Raw genomic sequence first — 18,242 nt, 5'->3', positions numbered from 1 at the left:
TCGTGTCATCAGGATTTCATCGGTCACCGATAGCGTCCCCGGTGATCTTGGCCGAGCGATGTGCCGCCTTGGATGCGGTCGCGAACGCCATCCGAACGGGGAGGTAGGAATGAGCAAGCGAAGGACCGCGGGACTGCTGGCCGGTCTTCTGCTGACAACGGGGATTTCCCTTGCGGGAACACCGAATGCGCAGGCGGCGGCGCCGTGCGTGGGCACCTACACGATTGTGGTCGGCGGGACCGGCAGCAGTTGGGACAACGACGGTTTCGTCGGCGACATTCAGCAGCATGTGGGCTACCCGACCCAGATCCCCAACGGGGCGAGCGCCCGGGCGGGAGTCAACGAGCTGAACCGACTGGTCCGAGACCAGCGCAACATCTGCCCCGGCCAGCACGTCAAGGCGGTCGGATATTCCTTGGGTGCTGCGGTGGTGCATATCTGGGTTACTGAGAACTGGGCGACGTTCGGCAACGTCAACGCCGTTCTCATCTCGGACCCCAAACGCCAGGCACCTCCTGGCGCGAACGGCGGGAGCGTCCCGTTCGGCGGTGTCGTCGGCGCTCCGCTCGCCGGCGCCGACCGGAACTTCGGAAACGTGCCCGTGAAGTCAATCTGCCACTGGGACTACGTCTGCGACGAGTCCGCCGGAATTTGGACGTACCCGCACAACCATATGCACAACTATCCCGAAGACTTCAACGTCAATCATCACAACGACACCGCTCACGAGCAGTGGTACAACGGCACCTGGCAGCCCTGGTGAGCGGACGTCGAGGAGCAGATCGGTGCCCCCGGCCGCGGCCAGGGGCACCGTCGTCACCCGGTCGGAGGTAGCGCAGAGACAGGATTCGGCATTGGGTCCTGTGGTGACCTTTGCTGTCGGGTTGTTCGACCTGTTCACCTACACCATTCCTGGTGCGTTGTATCTGTCGGCTTTTGCCTACCTTGCCGGCCGGTTGCACTGGATCGACCTCGGTGCGCTCGGCGGTGGGCCGCTGGTGCTGCTGGTGATCGGCATCGTGCTGGCCAGCTATCTGCTCGGCTACCTGGCGTATCCGCTCGGCGCGCGGGCCGAGCGACTGCTGCCCCGATGGCGCTCGCGGAATCCCCGGCAGGAATTCCTCCGCAGGAATCCTGCGGCGCGCCATCGGACCTTCGTCAAGGCGGATGCGTTCCTGCTGTACTCCGCGTTGCAGGCGCACGACAAAGAGGTCGCGGTCGATGTCACGCGACTGCGGACCGCTGGGTTGATGCTGCGCAACTCCAGCCCGCCCATGGCGCTCGGATTCGTCGCCTCGGCGGTCGAACTCGCCCTCGGACGGAACATCCTGTTCGCGGCGGGTTGCCCGAGGAGTGAGGGGAAGCCCACCGGGGCAGCTCCGCGAAGAAGGCGAACAACTTGGGTGGGAACGCATAGACAGCGCTCATGTCCGCGTCCTTGTAAAGGCGTGGTTGTGTTCCAGGGCAGCGTCCAGGCATGTGTGTGACACAGTGCGTTCCCTTCGTTGATCATGGTGGGCGGTCTCGACTCGCCGATGGGCCGCCAGTGGTCGGGCCCGGCGTCGCCCAGTCACTTGTACTTATCGCAATGGGTGGAGTTGGGGGGAATCCCGGGCGCGGATTGGTCATCACGTCGTGTCGGCCAGCCGTCCAGGACGGTGGACAGATGTGGGTGGCTGCTCCGCTTCACCGCCGCGAGCACACCGAACTGCGGCTCCTCGCGCAGTCTGGCCAGTTCGGTTCGTTGAGGATTCGGGGAGCTGGACCGGTGTCGCTCATGTGGATCGGTTTCCTTCCGGGGAACGGCCGGCTGATCAGGCAGTCTGCGGTCCGGGTCTGTCCGATATCGCTGTCTCGTTGACGACGGCCTGGGGCGTGAGTCGGCGAAGCAGCATCAGCGCGACGACGAATGCGGCCACGAGCAGTCCACTGGCGATCTCGAAGGCCAGCCGGTAGCCGGCGGTGAGTGCCACGGCTTCGTTCGTACCGATGGCCCGCAGGCCCTCGGTACGGGCGACGGCCAGCGTGGACAGCACCGCGAGTCCGATCGCCATGCCGATCTGCTGGGTGGTGTTGAACAGTCCGGACGCCAGTCCAGCGTCGTCGGCCCTGGCGCTGGACATGGCGAGCGTGGTGAGCGCGGGGAGCACCAGTCCTCCGCCTGCGATGAGCAGCATTGCCGGGAGCAGATCGCTGACGTAGTTCGCGTTGACCGGGATCCGGGTGAGCCACCGCATCGCCCCGAACAGCAGGAGCAAACCGGCCAACAGGACCGCGCGGGGACCGAACCGCGAGTTGAGGCGGGCGGAGACGAACAACGACACGCCGCCGATGGCCATCGCGGCGGGAAGCATGGCCAGGCCGGTGTCGAGCGCGCTGTAGCCGAGAACCTTCTGCATGTAGAGCGCGACGATGATCTGGAACGCGAACATCGCCGACAGCGTCAGGATCTGCACCAGATTGGCGCCGGAGACGTTGCGGGATCGGAAGATCCGCAGTGGCATCAGCGGTGTCCGTGCGGTCGCCTGCCGGACGACGAACGCGGCGAGCAGGGTGAGCGACAGCGCGCCGACTACGAGTGTGTGTGCCGCGAACCAGCCGTACTGCTCGATCTTCACGACAGCGTAGATACCGAGCATCAGACCACTGGTGACGAGCACCGCGCCGAGGATATCGGCGCCTGCGCCGAGTCCTATCCCCCGTTCGTTCGGCAGTATCCAGATCGCCAGCGCGACGGTCGCGGCCCCGATCGGCAGGTTGATGAAGAAGATCCAGTGCCAGCTGAGCGCGTCAGTGAGTACTCCGCCGAGGACCTGGCCGATGGATGCTCCCGCGGCGCCGGTGAAGCTGAAGACCCCGATCGCCTTGGCGCGTTCCCGCGGCTCGGTGAACAGGGTCACCAGGATGCCCAGCACGACCGCGGACGCCATGGCGCTGCCGATGCCCTGCAGGAACCGGGCACCGATCAGAAGGCCAGGACTGTTCGCGATGCCTGCCAGCAGCGAGGCTGCGGTGAAGACGACGCTCCCAGCCAGGAACATGATCTTGCGGCCGATCAGGTCCCCCAGTCGTCCTGCCAGGAGCAGGAGTCCACCGAATGCGATCAGATAGGCGTTGACCGTCCAGCTGAGCCCGGAGGACGAGAAGGCCAAATCCTGTTGGATGGCCGGCAGCGCGACCGTCACGATGCTGCCGTCGAGGATCGTCATCAGCATCGCGGCGGACAGCACCACGAGGGCAAGCCATCGGGACGACGGTGTGTCGGCGCGAGTGGCCGGACGTGCGGACGCGGGGTGCGGCATGGGCTCTCTCCTGTTCACGAAGCAACAAGAGAGACCGTAGCAGATAGTTCCGTTGTAGACGTTCTAGCTTGGAACTAGGTGGCGCGTTGCCGTGCGCGGCGGGCGGTTGGCGGCGCTTCTGCTGGCGTGCGCAGATGCCCCTCCACCAAACGGTTCATGGCCCGCAGGAACACGCTGCGTTCGTCCTCGGGAATCGCGTCGAGCGCAGAACGGTGCACGCGGTCGGCGATCGCCTGGCTTCGTTTCGCGACCTTCGCCCCTTCCTCGGTGACCGCGATGATTCGTGCGCGGCGGTCGGTACTGGACGGCCGGCGTTCGGCCAGTCCCGCCTTCTCCAGTGCGTCGACCGTGACGACCATCGTGGTCTTGTCCATATCGCCGATCTCGGCGAGCTGGATCTGGGTGCGCTCCTCCGCCAAAGCATGGACCAGCACACAGTGCATACGGGCCGTCAGCCCGATCTCCCCGAGAGCGGCCGCCATCTGCGTGCGCAGGACGTGACTGGAGTGATCCAGGAGGAACGACAGGTCCGGCGCGGTGTTCGAGGCGGTCATGACTGTCATGTGATCAGTCTAGCCACTGATCCGGCTCGGGATAATCCGCAGATAACTGGTCGGCGAGCAGTGCAGGCGAAGTGGCGGCACCCTGGCCCCCGGAACACCGCCTCGCCGTCGAGGTCGTCAAAAAGTGACTTCGTGCGACCTGATCAGTTCCTGTCGCTACCGAGTGCGTCCGCGATCGTGTAGGCGGGGCTGCCGGTGATCTTGTAGCTGTTCGCGGCGTACCGGCGGGCGATCCGGATGTCGGCAAGGCCGAGCAGGTCCTGGATCTGTTCGATCGTCGCACCGCCTGCCAACGCCACCTCAGCCGCCGAACGCCGGGTCGAGTGCGCGGTCAGCTCCGGCAGTCCGGCCGCCACCGACAACGCTCTGATGCGCCGATCCAGGTCCCGCTGCTTCAACGCGCTCCCCCGCAACGAGACGAACAACGGCCCGGACAGATCATTGCGTGCGACGCCCTCGCGAACGGCACGCACACTCCAGTACCGCTCGCAGGCTCGCAGTACGGCGTCCGGCAAGGGAACAAGATCGCTCTGGCCACCCTTCTTCGTGTATCGCAACGCCGCCCGGCCGGCCTCCTCGGTCAGATCGCCGAACCGAACTGATGTCGCCGCCGCCACCCGCAGTCCAGTGGTGAACATGAGCCGGAACTGCGCGGCCTCGCGCAACGGCACCTCGGTCGCGAGCGTGACCGCGCGTTCGTCCAGGAAGGCCAGGAAGCGCCCCACCTGTTCGGTGGCCAACGCGGGCAGCGGCGAGAAGTCCGGTGGCTTCGGCCGAGACGTTCCCCGGACCGGATTGCGCACGGCGAGGTCGCTGCCGATCAGGTACTCGTACCAACTCGACACCGCGGCCAGCCGTCGGCACACGGTCGCCGGAGCGGCTGACTCACTGGTTTCACTGGTCGTTCCCGTCGCCGGGTCACGCCTGCGCCGGGTGATCGTCATGCCTGCTTTCCAGGCGTCCACGTCCGGTCGGCGCGCCTGGAGCGGATCGAGGTCATTGCGCTCGCAGTGCGCCAGCCAATCAGCGAGATCTCGAAAGTAACCGCGGCGGGTGTTGGCGGAGGCGTCGACAAGCCAGAGCACGGTCAGTGCGCGCGGGTGGTACCGGTCCGAGCGGTCCGGTGGCGGCAACGCGGGCAGCAGTTGCACCGCCGAGGTGCCGTCGAGACGCAGAAGCTCGGCCGCCGCACCGGCGTCGACACCTGCCGCCTGAGTCCGGCCGACGGCCATCGGCTGCAGTTCACGTCCGGTGTCCTTGCCCTCGCCGTAAAACGTCACGTGACGATCTCCCAGTTTTCGACGGTCCTCCACACGGCCTCTCGCTGGCGGTACTCGCGTACCCCGTCGCCCGGCTCGCTCCCGATGATCCTACTTGAAGAACGGGTGATAACAGTCATTATCACCCGTAATCTTTGGGGACTATTGCTCGCGTTACGCGACGCGAGTAAATAACTCGCGTCGCGTGCACGCGACAAGTAGGCTCAGGCCATGACCGAAGACGCCCCGCCTGTCACGGTGCCATCTCCACCGGAGACCAGCGAGGAAATATCGCCGATCTGCCTGCTGGAGGGCTGCTCCGCGCCGATCCCGCCGAACCGGAAAGGTGGAAAGAAGTACTGCTCGAAGGCGCACGCCGACCAGGCATCCCGGCAACGGCGCCAACTCGCCGAGACGACAGCGGGCCCGGTGCTCGACGAGCTGCGCCTCCTGCGGCAGGAAGCGGAGACGGTCTTCAGCGAGCACACCACTCCCCTGCTCGCAGCCGTGGCGGCGCTACAGGAAAGGTTTGCCACCCTCGACACCTCGGCGGTGGCCGAAACGGCCAGGGCGCGAGAAGAGGCGGCGGCCGCGCGACTTGCCCAGCAGGAGGCGCAGGAAGCCGCGGAACAGGACCGACTCCGTGTGCAGGCAGCCGAGCGCGCGGCGGCGGAAGACCGGGAACACCGCGCGCAGGCCGAACGAGAGGCAGCTCGAGCCCGGGACGCCGCGCGGGACGCCGAGATCGCCCGAGCGAGGGCGGATGGCGCGCGGCAGAGTGCGCTGGAGGACAAAGGTGCCGCCGAGGAGCGGGCGGCACTCGTCGCCGGCGAATTGGCGGACCTGCGCGCCGAACACTCACAGCTACAGACCCGGCTGCACCTGCTAGACGAGCACATCGTGGCCAACCGGCAACGACACGAGGAGACGGTGCGCGAGTTGCGGGAGCAGCACCAGGCGGACCTGCGCACGCAGCAGAATCACCACCAGGACCTGCTGCGCCGTCTGGAATCCGACCGGGACGACACACGTGCGCAGCTCGCCCAAGAACGAAAGGCCCACGGCACGTTTCGAGCGGAACTGGACCAACTCCGCGGCCGGTGGGACATCGAACGAAGCGAGCTGTCGCGCACGCACGCCGACGAGCTCGCGGCGCTGCACGAGCGCATCGCCGAGCTCAGCGGCGAACTCGGAGCGACACGGGAACGCTCAACGACGGCCACCGCGACACTGACGGGCTGGCGGTCCGCGCTGACAGACCTCCTCGACCATCCCACCGAGTCGCTGCACAGCAGGCTCCGATCCCTGCTCGACCAGGCGGGTGACGTACCCGAGCCCGGTGATTTGCGCCATCCGGGCGGCCCGGAGACCACAGTTTGATTCCAGCGCCCCTCGACGGTCCGTTTTGTCATAGCTGCGGAGCATCATCTTTCGGATGAACATGAACCTGGTGCTATTGCTCCTTGGCCTAGTCGGCCTGTATTTGCTGACGTCTTCGCTGTGGCCTTACACGAAATGTGGCGGCTGCACTGGCGGAAAGCTGGCCTCGCCGACCGGGCGGTACTGGCGGCCGTGTGGCCGTTGCGGTGGTAAGGGACGGCGTCGCCGATTCGGCGCCGTACTGCTCGGGCGAGGAGAGTGACCGGCTCGCTGCGTTCCCGGCGGAGCCGAGTTCAACGACCGGACGTGATCTCCGCCGCCACCGCACTGGCACCGGCCGCTAGCGTCGGCACGCTCGGGGTGATGAACGACGTGCTGGCCGTGATACCACCGAGCGTGTGCACCCCGCCGGACCGCAACGACACCCCACCGGTCGCCGGCAGGGTGATGACGCCCGCGTCGAGCAGCGAGCTCACCAGCGGCTCGGTGCGGGCTGGAATCGCGTGGGCGGGCGGGTTGACCGCGTTCAGCACGACATCCGCCGACAGTTCACGGGCCCCGCGCACGCGGAACCCCCGCATGGCGGGCTCGATCTTCGGCACACCGGACATGAGCCGCAGCTGGCCGGAGTCGAACAGCCGCAACAGGATCTCGGCGTTGCCCGGGACCATGGGGGAGGCCAGGCTGGTGATCGTGCGGAAGTGCTGTGTCCGCAGCACGGTCCGCTCGCCAGCGGGGAGCCGCGGCCAGACGACCGGACCGAACATGTGCACGGCCGCCGACAGCATCCGGCGTCCCGGATGCGGGGAGTCGACCTCGGACAGCTGGCGGCGGAGCCGCTCGACCGCGTCCTCGGCGCCAGTGATCTCGGCGGCGAGCGGTGCGAGGTCCTCGCCCAACTCCGCCCGCATCGCGGCCACGAGACCGGCGAAGGTGTCCGGCAGGTTCTCGCGCGTCAGGTGCCGAAACTCGAGCTTGACGGGCGTCTGCTGCACGTACGGCAGGACTCCCTGGCGCGACAGCAAGGTTATCGGTCCACTGTGTCCGTTGGCCGCGAGTGCGGCGACGATGTCGACCGCCGTCAACCCGCTGCCGATCACCACGACATGGCTTCCGTCCGGAACGCCGTACAGGGTGCGCGCGAGCGGGTATGGCTCGAGCACGAAACCGGGGCTGCCCTCCAGCCCGTAGTGATCCAATGGACGCCCCCCGCCCACGCACAGCACGGCGTGATCCAGCGTGTGCGTGCCGCCGGTGCGGGTGAGCAGCGGCGAGTACCCGGTCACCCAGTCATTGATCACGCTGACATGACAACCGCGGTGCCGCAACCGCGAGATCGCAGCCATTGCCGTGGCCTCGAGGTATTCGCCGTAGACCGCACGCGGCACGATCGGCACTCCCAGCAAAGTGTCCAGATGACCGTCATGCTCGGCAAGCCAGCGCGTGTAGTGCAGTTGGTCATCGTGCCGGATGGACATGAGCGCTGGCGGCGCGTTCACCCGCACCGCGTCCACGTCGGGTTGGTACGCCCGCCCGCGCCACAAGCACGACGAGCCTTCGAACACGGTGACACCGCTCGGCGGCGGTTCGGTCAGAGACAGGGCATCGAGCAGGCTCACACCCGCTGCGCCGGCCCCGATGATTCCGATTTCCATGGCAGTCAGTCTTTGCCGAACGCACCGTCGGCTCCATCCCCCGTTTTCGGGATTGCTCCCCCTTCGCACAGGAGACGATGATCATGGTCATGACGAGCGAGCGCGGAGCCATGGCCACGGCGTCGGACGCACTGGCCCTGTTCGCCGAGACATCCACCGCACTACGCCGTCGCATGACGTTCGATGCCGCCATCATGCAGGCCACCGACCCGGCAACCGGACTGGTCACCGCGCCAATGCGTGCCGAGAACCTGGGCGAGGACGGCTGTGCCACCTACTGGGATTGCGAACTCCTGTCGGAGACGGTGAACCGCTTCCGCGATCTTGCCCGTGCCCCGGTCCCGGTGGCAGCCTTGCGTGACAGCACAGGCGACATGCCCGAACACAGCACCATCTATCGCCGGTTCCTGCAGCCGAGGGGACTGGACGACGAGCTGCGTGCCGTGTTGCGTGTGGACGGCCAGTGGTGGGGCCAGATCAGCCTTTACCGCTCACGGGGGCGTTTTGGCCGTGGTGATATCGACATCGTGGCCGGCCTGACCTCCTTCCTGGGGAAGCGTCTTCGCTCCTTCGCCGTGCCCGCAACGGGAACTGTGGCCGATGGCGCGAAGGGCCCCGGCCTGCTGCTGTTCGCCGCCTCCGGCACCTTGCTGTCGATCAACGACGAAGCACGCGAAGTCCTCCGCGACATGCCTCCAGGTCCTTCGGCGCCGACCCGGTTCGGCATTCAGATCCCGGCGTGGATCCACAGCACGGCCGCCCGCGCCCTGACTGAGGAGGGCGTGCGTGTCCGGGCCCGTGACAACGCTGGCAGGTGGCTGGTGTTCCAGGCGTCCTGCCTGCGTGACGCCGACGGAACACCGACCCAGACGATGGTCGTCGTCGAGTCGGCCAGAGCCGCGGAGATCGCGTCCCTGCTGACCGCGGCTTATGGTTTGACGGACCGCGAGGTGGAGATCACCCAGCTCATCGCCCGCGGCCTGTCCACCGCGCAACTGGCCAACAGGTTGTACATCTCGCAAAACACGGTCCGCGACCACGTGAAGGCCATCTTCGCGAAGACTGGCGTTGCCAGCCGCGGCGAACTGGTCGCCAAGCTCTATACAGAGCACTACCGGACCCTGAATCTGGACACCCGTATCCGGGTATGGCGAGATTGACGGCCATTTCGTCGGTCTTGACCTTCCAGCCGCCGCAGCGGCGAGGTCGCGGCGCAGAAGGAGACGAGGCCAGCGGCAAACTGCTCACCTCTGAGCACTTTGTTTGTCATGCTGACGTCATGCGCGCTGACCGTCTCGTCGCCACCCTGTTGCTGATGCAGAGCCGTGGCCGCTTGACGGCCGCCGAGCTGGCCCGGGAGCTCGAGGTGTCGGTCGCGACAGCACGCCGCGACCTCGAGTCGTTGTCCGCGGCGGGTGTTCCGGTCTATCCGCAACCGGGTCGCGGGGGCGGCTGGTCGCTGGTTGGTGGGGCCCGGACCGATCTCACCGGGCTCACCGCCGTCGAGGCCCAGGCGTTGTTCCTGCTCGCGGGCCCTTCGGCGGCCACGGCACCGGAACTCAAGTCGGCCCTGCGCAAGCTGGTACGGGCCCTCCCCCAGACGTTTCGCGCGGATGCGGAAGCCGCCGCCGAAGCTGTGGTGATCGATTCGGCCCGCTGGGGAGAGTCCGACCACGAGCGGCCCGAGCGGATCAACGTGCTGCAGAACGCCGTGGTGCGCAGGCGGAAAGTCTGGCTGACCTACGTGGGGCGCAAGCGAGAGGAGTCGAATCGGCTGGTCGACCCGTGGGGGCTGATCGACAAGGACGAGATCTGGTATCTGCTTGCCGGGACCGAGAAGGGTCAGCGCACTTTCCGGGTGGACCGGATCGTCGACATCACCCTCACCGAGATGGAGGCCGACCGGCCGCACGACTTCGAGTTGTTGCAGGCGTGGCAACGCGTCGTCGCCGAGGTTGAGCAGAAACGTTCGCTCGAATCGGCGATCGTGCTCATCGACCCCAAGTTCGTCTGGGTGTTGCGAGATCAGTTCGGCCGCCACTGCGAGGTCGAGAAAACCCTGGACGACGGCCGTGCCCGGGTGCGGGTCGCCGCGCCGGCGCCGCTGTCGATCGCGCAGTACCTGGCCGGCTGGGGCAACCAGGTGGAGGTGATCGAATCGGAGCCGGTTCGGGCTCACCTCGCACGGATCGGTGCCGAGCTCACCGCGCAGTACGCGCCGGATTGACGGCCGTGGAGGCGGAGCGAGACTGCCGCGGCGAGAGTGCGGTTCTGCGGGATCAGCCCGCGACCAGTTCGGTGGCGGTCAGCCGCGCTGTTCGCGGTACAGGTCACGCAGCAGAGCGATCTCCGCACCGTGGTGCAGTATTTCCTGATTGACCCACCAGACGATCTCGAGGAACGGCTCCTCCGGGTCGCTGCCGTACGGGTAGGAGCTACGGCCGACTTCGTCGAGTGCCGCGTCGTCGGCGCTCACGAGCGCCGCCCGCCACGACCGCGTGCCCTCCGCGAAGTCGCGCAGCCCACCGGTGACGTCGCCGTGGAAGACGTAGTGCTGTTCGGTCAGTGAACGGCTGCCAACCGTGTAGTCCGCTCGTAAGGTGAGCATCTCGCTGAGATGAGCGAGCCGCCAGGCGATCGTCGTGATCGGTGGCGGCCACGGGTGCGGGCGTCCGGCGTCTCGGCCCCAGTCCCCCGCACCGGCGAGCATCGTCGCACCAGGACCCGGCCCAGCCGCTTGCGGGCGGATCGACCAGCAGTTCCGCACCGGCTCCCACAGGTACTCATCGTCGGTCATCGCCGTGACCTCGATACGCTCCCCGTCTCCGCTGTCCATCCGCGGGCCGCTCAATCGGTCCACGAGGCGTTGGCAGGCGAAGTCGAACTGCGCGAGCAGCGGGAGAAGCCGCGGTGGTGTGGTCATCGTGTCCCCGATACGCCGGTTTCGGTGCGCCTGCCGGGCGCTGACGATTCCACAGTCCGCACCGCGCGTGCCACGGAATTTGGCCACCGCTGGCCCAGTCGCCAAGGACCGGCGGGTCGGTGACAGACTGCGGATCGAGATTCCGGGGCGAACACTGGGGAGTGCATCGAGTGGAGATCCGTACCTTCGCTGAGCGCGATCGGGCAGAGTTGTATGCACTGTTCGAACGCGCAGGCGAGGGCAGCCCCACCGCGTCGCTCTGGGGACACACGGAATCCGAGGCCGCCGTCTATCTCGAGCCGTACCTGGACCTGGCGCCGGAGTCGGTGTTCGTCGCCGAGATCGACGGAGCGTTGGCCGGGTACCTGACAGGCTGTCCGGACACCGCGAGCTTTCCGAGCGAAACCGAGCGGATGGAACGGGCCATCCGGAAGTACCGCCTGGTCTTGCGTGCGAAGCCCGCGGCCTTCTTCGCCCGCAGCCTCGCTGATCTGGTCCTCGCGAAAGCCCGGCGGGTGCCCACCTCGGGAGACTTCGAGGACGCCAGGTGGCCCGCGCATCTGCACATCAATGTGGAGCCGGCGGCACGGGGAACCGGTGCCGCCGGCGGACTGATGAGTCACTGGCTCGAACGGCTGAGTGAGACCGGCTCTCCTGGTTGTCACCTGCAGACCCTGCGCGAGAACACCCGCGCCGTGCGGTTCTTCCGGCGCATGGGATTCGTCGAACACGGCCCGTCTCCGCTGGTCCCCGGGATTCGACACGGCAGCGCACGCCTGCACCAGCAGACGATGGTCTGGAACCCCTGACCGTCGTGGTGAGAATCGCAGCCGCCGGTGACGGAACCGCTGTCGCGCGCCAGGGCGCCTCGACGTTTCATCAGGCGCGGTTGGTGCTGGTGCTGCGACCTTTCCGGCGGCTGTGGCTGGTCACCGGCCTGTGCAGCTCGGCGGACTGGCTGACGGTACTGGCGCTCGCCGCGCTCGCGAGCAGTACCGCGACGAGCGCAACCGGGGTGAACTTCGCGCTTCCCGGCGTGCTGTTCGCGAACCTGCTACCCGGACTGCTGTTCGCCCCGATCGGCGGACTGCTCGCGGACCGGTTCGACCGGCGCACGGTGATGGCCGCGGCCGACGTCGTGCGGTTCGGACTGCTGTTGTCGATCGCGTTCGCGGACACCTACTGGTGGATCTTCGCCGGCACGTTCCTCATGCAGGTCGCGACGATTCTGTGGATTCCGTGCAAGGATGCGGCGCTGCCCAACCTGTTGCGCCGTCCCGAGCAGTTGCCCGCCGCGACTCAGGTCGGCCTGGTGATGACCTACGGCCTTTCCGTCCTCGTCGGTGGCGGATTGTTCGTGCTGGTCACCGGTGCGGGCACGGTCCTGCAACTGCCTGCCGGGTTCTTCGGCACGAATGGTCTGGTCAAGGCAGCGATCGTCCTCGCGGCGCTGTTCTACCTCGGCAGCGCGGCGATGATCGTGACGAGGCTTCCCGAACTGTCGCTGCACACCACGGCCGCATCGGCTCCGCATACCGAGGAACAGCGACCGCCACGGCTGTGGGAAATGGTGCGGGACGGCGCCGGCTACGTCTGGCGGACGCCGCTGGTTCGGGGCCTGCTGCTCGGGATGATGGGGGCGCTCGCCGCGGGAGGCGCGGTCGTGGGCGCGGCCCAGTCGTACGTGCTGAGCCTGGGCGGCGGGCAGGCCGCGTTCGGCCTGTTGCTCCTGGCGATCTTCCTGGGGCTGATCACCGGGTTGGTCGGGGCGCCGAAACTCGCGCCGAAACTGCCGCAGGAACGCCTCTTCGGCGCCGCGATCATCGTCGCGGGCACCGCGCTCGTGCCGATGGCGCTGTCGCCACACATCGTGGTGTCGCTTGTCGCCTCGGTGGTGGTCGGCGCCGCCGCGGGTGCGACCTTCCTGACCGGGGTCACCATCATCGGTTCCCGTGTCGAGGACTCGATGCGGGGCCGGGTCAATGCGGTGTACCAGGCGATGCTGAAGGTCGTCCTCGGGTGTTCGGTCGCCTTGTCCTCGTTGCTGGTCACCATGATGCAGACGCGGACGATGACCCTGTGGCGGCACACGTTCTCGGTGGACGGGACCCGGCCGGTGATCCTCGCGGGCGGTCTGCTCGCCGTTCTGGTCGGTGTACTCGCCTACCGGCAGATGGACACGCGCAGGGCGGAACCGATCCTTGCCGACCTGCGCGGTGTGATCCGCCCTCGCCCGCATGCCGGAAGCGGCCTGCTGATCACCGTCGAGGGCTCCGGGGCGGCCGACACGGCAGAGCAGGCCACTCGGCTCACGTCCCACCTGCGCGCCCGCGGTCACCACACCGTGCTGTTCGGCGATGTGAAACCCGACGACGACCGGCTCGCCGCGTTGGTCCTGCGGGCGTCCCCGAAAGGCCACCGGGCGTGGGCGCTGGCGGCTGCGGCGGTCCGTGCCGACATCGTCGAGTGCCAGGTCCGGCCCGCGCTCACTGCCGGCACCGTCGTGGTGATGGAGCGGGTCCTCGAATCACGATTCTCGACGGCAGCCGACGTGGACAGGGCCGAGTTGCGCAGTCTTGCCGACTGGGCAGGGGCCAAGCTGCGGCCCGACCTCGTCGTACTGCTCGACACCCCGACGGTCCCGGCTGGCGAAGCGACAGCGGCCGGACATTGGTCTGTCGAGGAACTGGTGTCCGAGATAGCCACCGTCGCCTCCGACCGCTACCTGCTGGTGGACGCGGACGGCTCGGCGGACGAGGTCGCCGAACGAGTGACCTCGGCGATCGACCCCGTGCTATCGGAGCTGTTCCCCTGCTCCGACCGGTGACACACCCGCCGAGGACGCCGCTCGCTGCTGTGCGGCGAACAACTCGTCGCCGTGTTCCACCGTCCACTGGGCAAGCGCGGCCATAGGGCCGTCGACCAGACTGCGTCCCAGCCTGGTCAGTCCATACTCGACACGCGGTGGAGCCTCCCGGTACGCACGACGCTCGATCAGCCCGTCGGCGAGCAGCCGGCGCAACGCCTCGGTCAGCATCTTGTCGCTGATGCCCCCGATCGAGCCCTGCAGATCTCGTCGTCGAAGCGGACCGAAGTTCAGCGCCGCGAGCACGACGGGCGACCAGGTGTGGGCGAACAGGTCGGTCGCCGCGCGCAGCCGGCAGTCCGCCACCTGTTCGTAGCACCCGCTTTCGTGCTCGTCCATCCGCGCCCTCCCCTGTGTCTCCGTTACACACCTATCGGTGCGTAACGCCTTCCCTACCGTAGCGGCAGAGACATCGCGAGAGAGGAAGACGGATGCGAATCGGGATTCTGGGCACCGGAACAATGGCCGAGGCACTCGGCGGTAGCTGGGTACGAGCGGGCCACGAACTTGTCGTCGGTGGGAGGTCGGAAGTGAAGGCGAAGGCCCTTGCCGCTCGACTCGGCGGTGCGGCGCGGGCAGCCGCTCCACCCGACGTCGGCACCGGCTGTGACGCCGTTCTGCTGGCGGTGTTGTGGTCCGGTGTCGAGGACATACTGCGCAGTGCAGGCGCGAACGACGGCACACTCGCCGGAATGCCGCTGATCGACCCGACCAACGCTGTCGAGCACGGCGTCGGCGTACTGCTGACCGGATCCGGCGGATCGGCGGCTCACCACATCGCCGCGCTGGCGCCGGGAGCGCATGTGGTGAAGGCATTCCACCTGTTCCCGGCCGAACAGTGGACGACCCCCGGCAACCACACCGCCCCCGTCACCGTGCCCCTGTGCGGCGACGACCCGAGGGCACTGGAGACCACCAGCGAACTGGTGCGCGACAGCGGTGCGGTGCCCGCCGTGCTGGGCCCGCTGTCCCGCGTTCGTCAGCTGGAAGAGGTGGCGGGCTTTCTCGTCGGCCTCGCCTTTTCCGGCTTCGACCCGAACTCCGCGATTCCACGAGTACCGTCAGCGTCTCCCAGGGCCGTCGCCGATTCACCGGCCTGACCTGTCAGTCGAAGGGCGGACCGGACTTGGCGACCTCGTGCTTGAGGACCTGGACGTCGCTGATGCGGACCGAGGTCGACGGGGCAGGTGCGATCGCGCGCCAGGCGTCCAGCGCCTCCCCCGATTCCCAGTATTCGACGAGATTCACCCTCCCCGGTTCGACCGGGTCGGGTGAGATGGCCAGATCAAGACAACCGGGATGCGCACGCCCCTGGGTGATGAGCTCCCGGTGGCCTTCGATGAACCGGTCCCTCTCCTGTGGGGCGACGTAGACCTTGCCTGCGACGATCAGCGCCACGATGCTGTTCCTTCCACTCACGTCAGTTCGGTTGCGTTCGTCAGGACGACGAACGGGATCGGCCCAGCGGGACAGATCGCGCGAATTTCCTTTACGGCAACTGCCGTCCAGGTCAGATTGGGGACGTGAGTTCAGTTGTCATCCGCCCTGCCGAGCCTGGCGACCTGGGCGAGGTCGCCAGGCTTCGGTGGCACGCCAGGCACGGATTCGCCGTGTCGCCTCGCCTGCTGCAGGCCGACGTTCCACCTGAACGCCGCTGAATTAGGACAGCTTTCGTCCCACTCGGCTGGCATGCTGAACGGCATGACCGACACCGCCTCGCGGCTGCTGAGTCTCCTGGCGCTGCTCCAAACACCCCGGGAGTGGCCTGGCAGCGAACTCGCCGAGCGGATGCGGGTCAGCCCGCGCACCATCCGCCGAGACGTCGACCGCCTCCGCGAACTCGGCTACCCCGTAGCGGCCTCGCTGGGAGTGACCGGCGGATATCGCCTTGTCGCGGGCAAAGCCATGCCGCCGCTGGTGCTGGATGACGAGGAGGCAGTCGCCATCGCCGTCGGGCTGCGCAATGCGGCGGGGCATGCCGTGCACGGAATCGAGGAGGCATCGGTGCGGGCACTGACGAAGCTCGAACAGGTGCTGCCTCCGCGGCTGCGCCGTCGGGTCGCCACGCTGAACGCGGCTACCTTTCCAGCGCCGCCCGGCGAAGGACCGAAGGTCGACGCTGTGACCCTCACCGTGCTCGCGGGCACGGTGGCCAACGGCGAACGGCTGCGCTTCACCTACCGCTCCAGCGAAGGCGCGGAGAGCAAACGACTGGTCGATCCGCACCGGCTCGTACCGCTACAACGCCGTTGGTACCTCGTCGCGTTCGACCATGTCCGTGACGACTGGCGGATCTTCCGCGTCGATCGGATCACCGCACCGTTGGCCACCGGAGCCCGGGCAACGCCACGGGAGTTGCCCGCCGCCGACGCGGCCGAGTTCGTCACCAGCAAGCTGTACTCACTCGCTCCCACCTACCGTGCGGTGGCGACACTGCACCTGCCGCTGGCGGATGCGCTCGGCCGCATCGGCGACGGACTCGCCGACCTCGAACCCATCGACGAACACAGATGTCTGCTGCGCAGCCACAGCGACACCCTGGAATGGGTCGCCTTCCGGCTGGTCCTGCTCGGCTGTGAGTTCGAGGTCCACGAACCACCCGAACTCGCCGAGTACCTGCGGGCTCTGGGAGCGCGAGTCCTGCGAGCCTCGGCCGCCCCCGACTGAAAGTGCACCGCACGCTGCGTAGTACGGCTTCACCCCGACCCCGGCCCCGGCGTAAGCAGTCGCGGATCCCGGCCGAGGGACGGGACAGGAGCCGTCGAGCCCACGACCGCGGTGCGCACTCGCACCAGCCAACTGCCACAAATGCAGCGCCGGTAGCTCACCGTGCCCGAGGAGGTCCGGTGTTCCGACACGGATGCGCTGGCGAGTTCGTCCACCGGACAGCCGCATCTCGGGCAGCGCTCTCGTGTTGTCGCGGGTTCTTGCTTCATGGGACCACTGTGTTGTAATGAGTCGGTGCACTTCAACCCTTACGGCGGCGCGGCGGCGCAGGTGGCGGCCGCGCTGGTCAACGCGAGCACATGTGCCGCGGCCGAACTGCTCACGCTCATCCGCACGGAGGGCATGACGCTGACCAGCCTGACCGAGGAAGAGGCCACGGAAACTGCGATCTGGGCCCAGCGACTGCGACCTGTCTTCGAGGAGACCGACCCCGCCACCCGCGCGGACCTGGTGAACACCCTCCTCGACGACTCCGCCTGCAGGCCGTACATCTCCCGGCACGACGGGCTGCCCCCGCACCTGCACTACGCGAGTGAGAACGCCGGATCGGTGAGCCGGATCAGGGCCTACACCGCGGGCGGGCTCGCGCACCTCGTCTGTGACGCCCCGGACAGAATCGGGCACTGCGCGAGTCCGGGATGCGCGACGGTGTACGTGGACACCTCCCGCAACGGCAGACGCCGGTTCTGCTCCACCCGATGCGCGACCAGGGTGCACGTCGCCCAACATCGAGATCGGCAGCGCGTGTGACAGAGCACAACCCCCCCACGCTTAGAGTGCGGTCATGAACACTCGCTTCGTGGCACTGGGGGACTCCTTCACCGAGGGTGTCGGAGACGACGATCCTGCCTATCCCAACGGGGTCCGGGGCTGGGCCGACCGAACCGCCGAGGTTCTCGCCCGCCACGAACCGGACCTCGGTTACGCCAACCTCGCCGTGCGCGGCCGGCTGCTGCGCGATGTCGTCGGCGAACAGGTCGGTCCGGCACTGGACCTGCGGCCGACACTGGTGACGCTATATGCGGGCGGAAACGACCTGATGCGACCGAAAATCGACCTCGACGCACTTGCCGAGGTGTACGACGACGCTGTGAGCGCGCTGACCGCGACGGGTGCGACGGTAGTCCTCTTCACCGGAGTCGACGGTGTGGAGGACCCGTTGTTCCGCCGCATGCGAGGCCGCACCGCGATCTACAACGAACATGTCAGGCTGATCGCCGCGCGGCACGGCGCCTTGCTCGTGGACATGTGGGCGATGCGGATGCTGCGCGACCGGCGCATGTGGGCGGCGGACCGCATCCACCTCAACCACAACGGGCACGCCGCCATTTCGATCGCCGTGCTCGACGCGCTCGGCGTGGCCCACGAGTTCACTCCGGTCGATCTCGGACCTCGGGAGTCGGTGAATCCCAGGCAGCAACGCGCCCAGAACCTGCGCTGGGCCCGCGAGCACGCGGTTCCCTGGGTCCGACGCAGGCTGCGCGGCGAATCCTCCGGTGACACCGTGACCGCCAAGCGCCCGGAGTTGAAGCCCGTCTCGTTCTGAACGGAACAGGTGTCGCCTGGC

Annotated in this window: 18 protein-coding genes and 1 pseudogene; 12 read left to right on the top strand and 7 right to left on the bottom strand. The window is 67.6% G+C overall.

Features of this window, described 5'->3' with window-relative positions; all coding sequences use genetic code 11:
• Positions 1–58 precede the first annotated feature (58 nt).
• Together BM199_RS25135 and BM199_RS25130 are read left to right on the top strand one after the other, a co-directional pair.
• A pseudogene (locus tag BM199_RS25135) lies at positions 59–607 on the top strand (cutinase family protein); the annotation flags it as partial.
• A gap of 178 nt (positions 608–785) precedes the next feature.
• Positions 786–1,487 carry a hypothetical protein gene (locus BM199_RS25130; RefSeq protein WP_218160435.1) on the top strand — a complete coding sequence of 234 codons (702 nt, stop codon included), beginning with the start codon at positions 786–788 and terminating at the stop codon, positions 1,485–1,487.
• 327 nt (positions 1,488–1,814) lie between these two features.
• On the opposite strand, the gene BM199_RS25125 is transcribed toward BM199_RS25130, so the two are convergent.
• The 3 genes from BM199_RS25125 to BM199_RS25115 all read right to left on the bottom strand — a co-directional run bounded on the left by BM199_RS25125 (position 1,815) and on the right by BM199_RS25115 (position 5,145).
• Positions 1,815–3,302, bottom strand: coding sequence for a DHA2 family efflux MFS transporter permease subunit (locus tag BM199_RS25125; RefSeq protein ID WP_091676213.1), 1,488 nt, complete (start codon positions 3,300–3,302; stop codon positions 1,815–1,817).
• 74 nt (positions 3,303–3,376) lie between these two features.
• On the bottom strand, positions 3,377–3,865 hold the full coding sequence (locus BM199_RS25120; protein ID WP_091676210.1) for a MarR family winged helix-turn-helix transcriptional regulator: 489 nt from the start codon (positions 3,863–3,865) through the stop codon (positions 3,377–3,379).
• Positions 3,866–4,008: 143 nt separating this feature from the next.
• The gene (locus tag BM199_RS25115) at positions 4,009–5,145 is read right to left on the bottom strand and encodes a tyrosine-type recombinase/integrase (protein ID WP_091676208.1); all 1,137 of its coding nucleotides are present in this window, start codon (positions 5,143–5,145) and stop codon (positions 4,009–4,011) included.
• A 210-nt stretch (positions 5,146–5,355) separates the two neighbouring features.
• Between BM199_RS25115 and BM199_RS25110 the strand changes: the two genes are divergently transcribed.
• Positions 5,356–6,504 carry a hypothetical protein gene (locus BM199_RS25110; RefSeq protein WP_091676206.1) on the top strand — a complete coding sequence of 383 codons (1,149 nt, stop codon included), beginning with the start codon at positions 5,356–5,358 and terminating at the stop codon, positions 6,502–6,504.
• A 293-nt stretch (positions 6,505–6,797) separates the two neighbouring features.
• Here BM199_RS25110 and BM199_RS25105 read toward each other — a convergent pair whose 3' ends face one another.
• Positions 6,798–8,159 (bottom strand): FAD/NAD(P)-binding protein, encoded by a 1,362-nt coding sequence (locus BM199_RS25105; RefSeq protein ID WP_091676204.1) that lies wholly within the window; start codon positions 8,157–8,159, stop codon positions 6,798–6,800.
• 89 nt (positions 8,160–8,248) lie between these two features.
• Here BM199_RS25105 and BM199_RS25100 point away from each other — a divergent pair, with 89 nt between their 5' ends.
• Together BM199_RS25100 and BM199_RS25095 are read left to right on the top strand one after the other, a co-directional pair.
• Entirely contained in the window at positions 8,249–9,319 is a 1,071-nt protein-coding gene (locus BM199_RS25100; protein WP_091676421.1) for a response regulator transcription factor, read from the top strand.
• A gap of 119 nt (positions 9,320–9,438) precedes the next feature.
• Positions 9,439–10,386 carry a helix-turn-helix transcriptional regulator gene (locus BM199_RS25095; RefSeq protein WP_091676201.1) on the top strand — a complete coding sequence of 316 codons (948 nt, stop codon included), beginning with the start codon at positions 9,439–9,441 and terminating at the stop codon, positions 10,384–10,386.
• 78 nt (positions 10,387–10,464) lie between these two features.
• Here BM199_RS25095 and BM199_RS25090 read toward each other — a convergent pair whose 3' ends face one another.
• Positions 10,465–11,082 (bottom strand): DinB family protein, encoded by a 618-nt coding sequence (locus tag BM199_RS25090; RefSeq protein ID WP_091676418.1) that lies wholly within the window; start codon positions 11,080–11,082, stop codon positions 10,465–10,467.
• A 170-nt stretch (positions 11,083–11,252) separates the two neighbouring features.
• Between BM199_RS25090 and BM199_RS25085 the strand changes: the two genes are divergently transcribed.
• Both BM199_RS25085 and BM199_RS25080 read left to right on the top strand, forming a co-directional pair.
• Entirely contained in the window at positions 11,253–11,891 is a 639-nt protein-coding gene (locus BM199_RS25085; protein ID WP_091676198.1) for a GNAT family N-acetyltransferase, read from the top strand.
• 5 nt (positions 11,892–11,896) lie between these two features.
• Positions 11,897–13,909, top strand: coding sequence for a bifunctional MFS transporter/dTMP kinase (locus BM199_RS25080; RefSeq protein ID WP_245788655.1), 2,013 nt, complete (start codon positions 11,897–11,899; stop codon positions 13,907–13,909).
• Here BM199_RS25080 and BM199_RS25075 read toward each other — a convergent pair.
• Positions 13,877–14,287, bottom strand: coding sequence for a winged helix-turn-helix transcriptional regulator (locus BM199_RS25075; protein WP_091676196.1), 411 nt, complete (start codon positions 14,285–14,287; stop codon positions 13,877–13,879). The genes BM199_RS25080 and BM199_RS25075 overlap by 33 nt on opposite strands.
• Before the next feature lie 92 nt (positions 14,288–14,379).
• On the opposite strand from BM199_RS25075, the gene BM199_RS25070 reads away from it, so the two are divergent.
• Positions 14,380–15,048, top strand: a complete 669-nt coding sequence (locus BM199_RS25070; RefSeq protein ID WP_091676193.1) for an NADPH-dependent F420 reductase — start codon at positions 14,380–14,382, stop codon at positions 15,046–15,048.
• A gap of 4 nt (positions 15,049–15,052) precedes the next feature.
• Here BM199_RS25070 and BM199_RS25065 read toward each other — a convergent pair whose 3' ends face one another.
• A complete protein-coding gene (locus BM199_RS25065; protein WP_091676191.1) occupies positions 15,053–15,346 on the bottom strand; it encodes a putative quinol monooxygenase in 294 nt (97 codons plus the stop codon).
• 125 nt (positions 15,347–15,471) lie between these two features.
• Between BM199_RS25065 and BM199_RS35000 the strand changes: the two genes are divergently transcribed.
• From BM199_RS35000 to BM199_RS25045, 4 genes are all read left to right on the top strand, one after another.
• Complete coding sequence (locus BM199_RS35000; RefSeq protein WP_281245754.1) at positions 15,472–15,606, top strand: hypothetical protein; 135 nt, start codon at positions 15,472–15,474, stop codon at positions 15,604–15,606.
• A 43-nt stretch (positions 15,607–15,649) separates the two neighbouring features.
• Positions 15,650–16,615 (top strand): helix-turn-helix transcriptional regulator, encoded by a 966-nt coding sequence (locus tag BM199_RS25060; protein ID WP_091676413.1) that lies wholly within the window; start codon positions 15,650–15,652, stop codon positions 16,613–16,615.
• Positions 16,616–16,909: 294 nt separating this feature from the next.
• Entirely contained in the window at positions 16,910–17,425 is a 516-nt protein-coding gene (locus BM199_RS25050; RefSeq protein WP_091676185.1) for a CGNR zinc finger domain-containing protein, read from the top strand.
• Positions 17,426–17,459: 34 nt separating this feature from the next.
• Positions 17,460–18,221, top strand: a complete 762-nt coding sequence (locus tag BM199_RS25045; RefSeq protein WP_091676183.1) for an SGNH/GDSL hydrolase family protein — start codon at positions 17,460–17,462, stop codon at positions 18,219–18,221.
• Positions 18,222–18,242 lie beyond the last annotated feature (21 nt).

Origin of the sequence: Amycolatopsis marina, assembly GCF_900111885.1 — a bacterium.
Taxonomy (GTDB): domain Bacteria; phylum Actinomycetota; class Actinomycetes; order Mycobacteriales; family Pseudonocardiaceae; genus Amycolatopsis; species Amycolatopsis marina.
The sequence above is the reverse complement of the archived record's forward strand: the minus strand, read 5'-3'. Positions and strand labels throughout refer to the sequence as shown.

What these genes read in the sequence shown, in the direction of transcription:
- BM199_RS25045 (WP_091676183.1), top strand. Translation starts at nt 17,460, where the DNA reads ATGAACACTCGCTTCGTGGCACTGGGGGACTCCTTCACCGAGGGTGTC.
- BM199_RS25095 (WP_091676201.1), top strand. Translation starts at nt 9,439, where the DNA reads ATGCGCGCTGACCGTCTCGTCGCCACCCTGTTGCTGATGCAGAGCCGT.
- BM199_RS25105 (WP_091676204.1), bottom strand. Translation starts at nt 8,159, where the DNA reads ATGGAAATCGGAATCATCGGGGCCGGCGCAGCGGGTGTGAGCCTGCTC.
- BM199_RS25070 (WP_091676193.1), top strand. Translation starts at nt 14,380, where the DNA reads ATGCGAATCGGGATTCTGGGCACCGGAACAATGGCCGAGGCACTCGGC.
- BM199_RS25090 (WP_091676418.1), bottom strand. Translation starts at nt 11,082, where the DNA reads ATGACCACACCACCGCGGCTTCTCCCGCTGCTCGCGCAGTTCGACTTC.
- BM199_RS25060 (WP_091676413.1), top strand. Translation starts at nt 15,650, where the DNA reads ATGACCGACACCGCCTCGCGGCTGCTGAGTCTCCTGGCGCTGCTCCAA.
- BM199_RS25110 (WP_091676206.1), top strand. Translation starts at nt 5,356, where the DNA reads ATGACCGAAGACGCCCCGCCTGTCACGGTGCCATCTCCACCGGAGACC.
- BM199_RS25100 (WP_091676421.1), top strand. Translation starts at nt 8,249, where the DNA reads ATGACGAGCGAGCGCGGAGCCATGGCCACGGCGTCGGACGCACTGGCC.
- BM199_RS25125 (WP_091676213.1), bottom strand. Translation starts at nt 3,302, where the DNA reads ATGCCGCACCCCGCGTCCGCACGTCCGGCCACTCGCGCCGACACACCG.
- BM199_RS25120 (WP_091676210.1), bottom strand. Translation starts at nt 3,865, where the DNA reads ATGACAGTCATGACCGCCTCGAACACCGCGCCGGACCTGTCGTTCCTC.
- BM199_RS25075 (WP_091676196.1), bottom strand. Translation starts at nt 14,287, where the DNA reads ATGGACGAGCACGAAAGCGGGTGCTACGAACAGGTGGCGGACTGCCGG.